4 protein-coding genes are annotated in these 3945 nt (G+C 66.2%); 2 read left to right on the top strand and 2 right to left on the bottom strand.

The features are described from left to right. Positions 1-1103 (bottom strand): MFS transporter (locus tag LQV45_RS19965; protein WP_230008505.1); only part of this gene is annotated, 1103 nt, incomplete at its 3' end. A gap of 157 nt (positions 1104-1260) precedes the next feature. Between LQV45_RS19965 and LQV45_RS19960 the strand changes: the two genes are divergently transcribed. Beyond that, positions 1261-2157, top strand: a complete 897-nt coding sequence (locus tag LQV45_RS19960; RefSeq protein WP_230008504.1) for a hydroxymethylpyrimidine/phosphomethylpyrimidine kinase — start codon at positions 1261-1263, stop codon at positions 2155-2157. Between the two features lie 31 nt (positions 2158-2188). Beyond that, the gene (locus tag LQV45_RS19955; RefSeq protein ID WP_230008503.1) at positions 2189-2551 is read left to right on the top strand and encodes an iron chaperone; all 363 of its coding nucleotides are present in this window, start codon (positions 2189-2191) and stop codon (positions 2549-2551) included. 91 nt (positions 2552-2642) lie between these two features. On the opposite strand, the gene LQV45_RS19950 is transcribed toward LQV45_RS19955, so the two are convergent. Continuing rightward, a complete protein-coding gene (locus LQV45_RS19950) occupies positions 2643-3899 on the bottom strand; it encodes a serpin family protein (RefSeq protein ID WP_230008506.1) in 1257 nt (418 codons plus the stop codon). Positions 3900-3945 lie beyond the last annotated feature (46 nt).

Genomic DNA, 3945 nt, shown 5'->3' with positions numbered 1-3945 from the left:
AGCTCGCCCTTCACCAAGGCGTTGATGGAGGTGTAGCCGCCCACGATCAGCAGACCGCCCATCATCAACAGGAACGCGGTGATCGGATCCTTGGTCCCGGCGAGCGCGGACAGGAGCGGCCAGGTGAACAGGACGCCGGTGATGCCGAACCACAGCAGCAGCGGTTTGCGGCCGACCTTGTCCGAGATGATGCCGTAAACCGGCTGGAGCAGCATGAAGATGAACAGTGCCCAGAAGTTGATGACCGACGTGTCCGTCTTGGCGATGCCGGAGGTATCGTTCATGAACTTCAGGATGAAGTTGGTGTACGTGTAGAACGCCACCGTGCCGCCAAGGGTGATTCCGATGCAGATCATGAGCGGTTTCCAGTACCTGGTGAACAGCAGCTTCATGGTCCCGGGCTGCGCCTGGCCTCCCACGGCAGGGGCCTTTGCGGCCTCGAGCTGTTCGGCCGAGACGGTTTCCTCCATGGAGCGCCGCAGCCAGAGGACCACCAGCGCGGCCACGCCGCCCACCGCGAACGGGATGCGCCAGCCCCACTCGGTCAGCTCGGCCTTGGGCATGGCGTTCTGCAAGACCACAAGGACCAGCAGTGCCAGCATCTGGCCGCCGACCAGGGTGACGTACTGGAAGCTGGAGAAGAAGCCGCGGCGCTTGGATGTGGCAGCCTCGGACATGTACGTGGCGCTGGTGCCGTACTCACCGCCCACGGAGAAGCCCTGGATCACGCGGATGAGGACCAGCAGGATCAGGGCCCACAGGCCGATCACGTCCTGGGTGGGCAGCACCGCGATCGCGAAAGAGCCCGCGGACATCATGGTCACGCTCAGTGTCAACGCGGCTTTGCGGCCCTTGCGGTCGGCGTACCGGCCGAAGAACCAGGCACCGATCGGGCGCATCAGGAACGACGTCGAGAAGACGGCCATGGCCTCTAGGCCGGCCTGGAGCTCGTCCTTGGAGTTGAAGAAGTGCGCCTGGAAGTAGGCCGCGAACACGGTGTAGACGTAGAGGTCGTACCACTCGACTAGGTTGCCGGCCGAGCCTTTGAGGATGTTGCCGACGGCTTTCCGGGTCTGGGCCGCTTCGGTCAGTTGGGTGCTCATCAATGAACCTTCCTGGATCCGGCGCCGCGTGTAAGCAACACCGTCCGCCACCCTAGTCCGCGTGATCCGGAACACTCAGGTTTTGTTCATACTGTTCATGGAACGCTTGTTCATGAGCACAATGCGCGCGGTTTTGGCGGGATGGCAGGATGGGACCATGACTTCTACCGCATTCGATTCCAACGCCCTGGCGGATGGCGCTGCTGCTTCCGATACAGCTACCGAGCCCGCCTCCTCCCCCGCCGTCGCGCTGACCATCGCAGGCTCCGAAGCGACCGGCGGCGCCGGCGCGCAGGCTGACCTGAAGACGTTCCAGGAACTCGGCGTCTTCGGGATCGCGAACCTGACCTGCATCGTGTCCTTCGACCCCAAGGACAACTGGAACCACCGCTTTGTCCCGGTGGACCAGCAGGTCATCGCGGACCAGCTGGAAGCCACGACGGCGGCCTACGGTGCCGCGTCCGGCGCACCGGCCGTGCTGGACACCGTCAAGATCGGCATGCTGGGCAGCCCGGCGACGATTTCGACCGTGGCCGCGGCGCTGGCGGCCGGGCAGTTCGCCAACGTGGTGCTGGATCCGGTGCTGATCTGCAAGGGCCAGGAGCCGGGCCACGCCCTGGACACCGACCAGGCGCTCAAGTCCCACATCCTGCCGCTGGCCACCTTCGTCACGCCCAACCATTTCGAGGCCGAGTCGCTCTCAGGGCTGGAGATCACCGACGTCGAGTCCCTCAAGGCCGCCGCGGTCCGCATCCATGAGCTCAGCGGCGCCGCGGTGCTCGCCAAGGGCGGCGTGCGGCTCGAAGGCCCCGACGCCGTCGACGTCTACTACGACGGCGAAACCCTGGAAGTCCTGTCCGCCCCGAAGGTGGGCGAGGTGGCAGTCTCGGGCGCCGGGTGCTCATTGGCCGCGGCGGTGACGGCCGAGCTCGCCAAGGGTGCGACGCCGCTGGCCGCCGCCCGGACGGCGAAGGCGTTTGTGACCGCCGGCATCCGGAACCGTGTGGCCTCGGGCGCCCCGTTCGATGCCTTGTGGCAGGGCGGCCCGCGCTAACTCGTTGCTGGGATCGTTGGAGGGAACGGCAATGGCACAGCACTTTGAGTCCGTGGAGGAATACATCGCCTCGTTTCCTGCTGACGTGCAGGAGGCGCTGCAGGAGATCCGGCGATGCTGCCATGCCGCGGTACCCGGATCAGGGGAGATGATCAGTTACGGCATCCCGACGATCACGCTCGGGGGCAGATACGTCGTATATTTCGCGGGCTGGGCGCACCACATCTCCGTCTACCCCGTGCCCGACGGCGACGAATCGCTGAGCACGGAACTCGCCCCCTACCGCGCAGCGAAGGGCACCCTGAAGTTCCAGTTGCGGAAGCCTGTCCCGTACGAGCTGATTGGAAAAGTGGCGGCGGCCCTGGCACAAGAGCGCCGGAGCGGGACGCCCTAAGCCGCCGAGTTCGCCGGAGTCCCTCCAATTCGCCGGAAGTTTACGGCGAACTGGAGGGCTTCCGGCGATGTGGGTCCCGGTAGGCCGCCCCTCAGCGCGGGTCCGCGACCTTCCCCATGAAGATCGGGAGCCCGGTTTCGGTGTGCACGACCTGGTAGAGGAACGGCCGGTCGAAGTCGATGGTTTGGTCCGGGAGGGGCGGCACACCGGTCACGGCGCCGTTGATCTGCGTCACGGCGGCGGCCACCGTTCCCTTCTCGGCAACGGTGATGTTGGCGGCCTGGGCGGCCTGCGTGAGCGTCAGCTTCGGCTGGATGGCGTCGAAGTCTTCGGTGGTGACCAGGGTCCTGGCCAGCCCCAGCGCTTCAAATACCTTCCGCAGGTCGAAGGTGCTCTTGTGGTCCCACTTGGGCAGGGAGATCAGTGCGGAGACCTCCGGGGCCGTGTCCAGGGCCGCCGCAATTGCCGTCAGCTTGGCCGCTGTGAGGCTCTCCGGCCCAACGCCAGGACCGGGCAGCACCAGCCGCATGGCAAAACCTTCTGCGTACGGCAGCTCGACCGCCCGCCAGCCAGGGCCCTCCGCATAGGCCAGCTGCAGCGAGTTGTACATGGTCGGCACGCTGATTTCCTCGCCACCGGACTTGGTGAAGGGGCTGTCCGAGGTGTCGTTCGGGTCGAAAGGCGACTGCCATGCCGCGGCGAAGTACAGGGCATTGAGGAGGCTGAACGTGTTGTCGCGATCGTACTCCGCGGGTGCTTTCTTGATCCGGCCGCCCGTGTTCCGGTCCACCCAGGCATCCAGGGCCGGCCCCGTGGCGGCCTCATCCCGGAAGTCCACGGGGTACACCCCGGTGCCGTAGTGCCGGGCAAGGGTTTCCAGGTAGTTCCTTCCGGTTGGTACGTCCTTGTCCACAAACAGACCGTTGGCCGCATGCATGACCGGCTTCCGGGGCGGGTCCTTTTCGTCGACCGAGCCGGGATCACCGTCGTACGCAGCCAGGGACTCGAGCAGGGCGTTCATGGCCTCATCCCGGTTGCCGTCCGGGAGCCCCAGCATCTGGTCCATTTCGACGGCGGTCTCCCCGGACGCCCCTGCCCGCAGCATGGCGAGCGCGATCAGCAGGCTGCCGGGGGACGACACCACGTTCCCTTCGGCCCCTTCACCGCCGTCGGCCAGCAGCGCGGCTCCCAACGTCAGGGCGGAGGCCCGGAATGCCTGAAATTCGGCAGCGTACGCGGCGCGGTCCACCGGCACCCGTTCGACGCCGTCGGCCTTCACAAGCCCTGGTACCGGGGGCGCACAAGCCGTGAGCACGGCGATGGTTCCCGCCGCCACAATTTTCGCCATGCGGTGATCTTTCATGGCCACCCCCTTCGCTTCGACTGCTGCGCAG

This window comes from Microbacterium sp. Bi128, from assembly GCF_918698205.1.
This window is presented reverse-complemented; position numbering and strand designations above follow the sequence as displayed.

Coding starts and splice junctions, on each gene's coding strand:
- LQV45_RS19950 (WP_230008506.1), bottom strand. CDS start 3,899: ATGGCGAAAATTGTGGCGGCGGGAACCATCGCCGTGCTCACGGCTTGT.
- LQV45_RS19960 (WP_230008504.1), top strand. CDS start 1,261: ATGACTTCTACCGCATTCGATTCCAACGCCCTGGCGGATGGCGCTGCT.
- LQV45_RS19955 (WP_230008503.1), top strand. CDS start 2,189: ATGGCACAGCACTTTGAGTCCGTGGAGGAATACATCGCCTCGTTTCCT.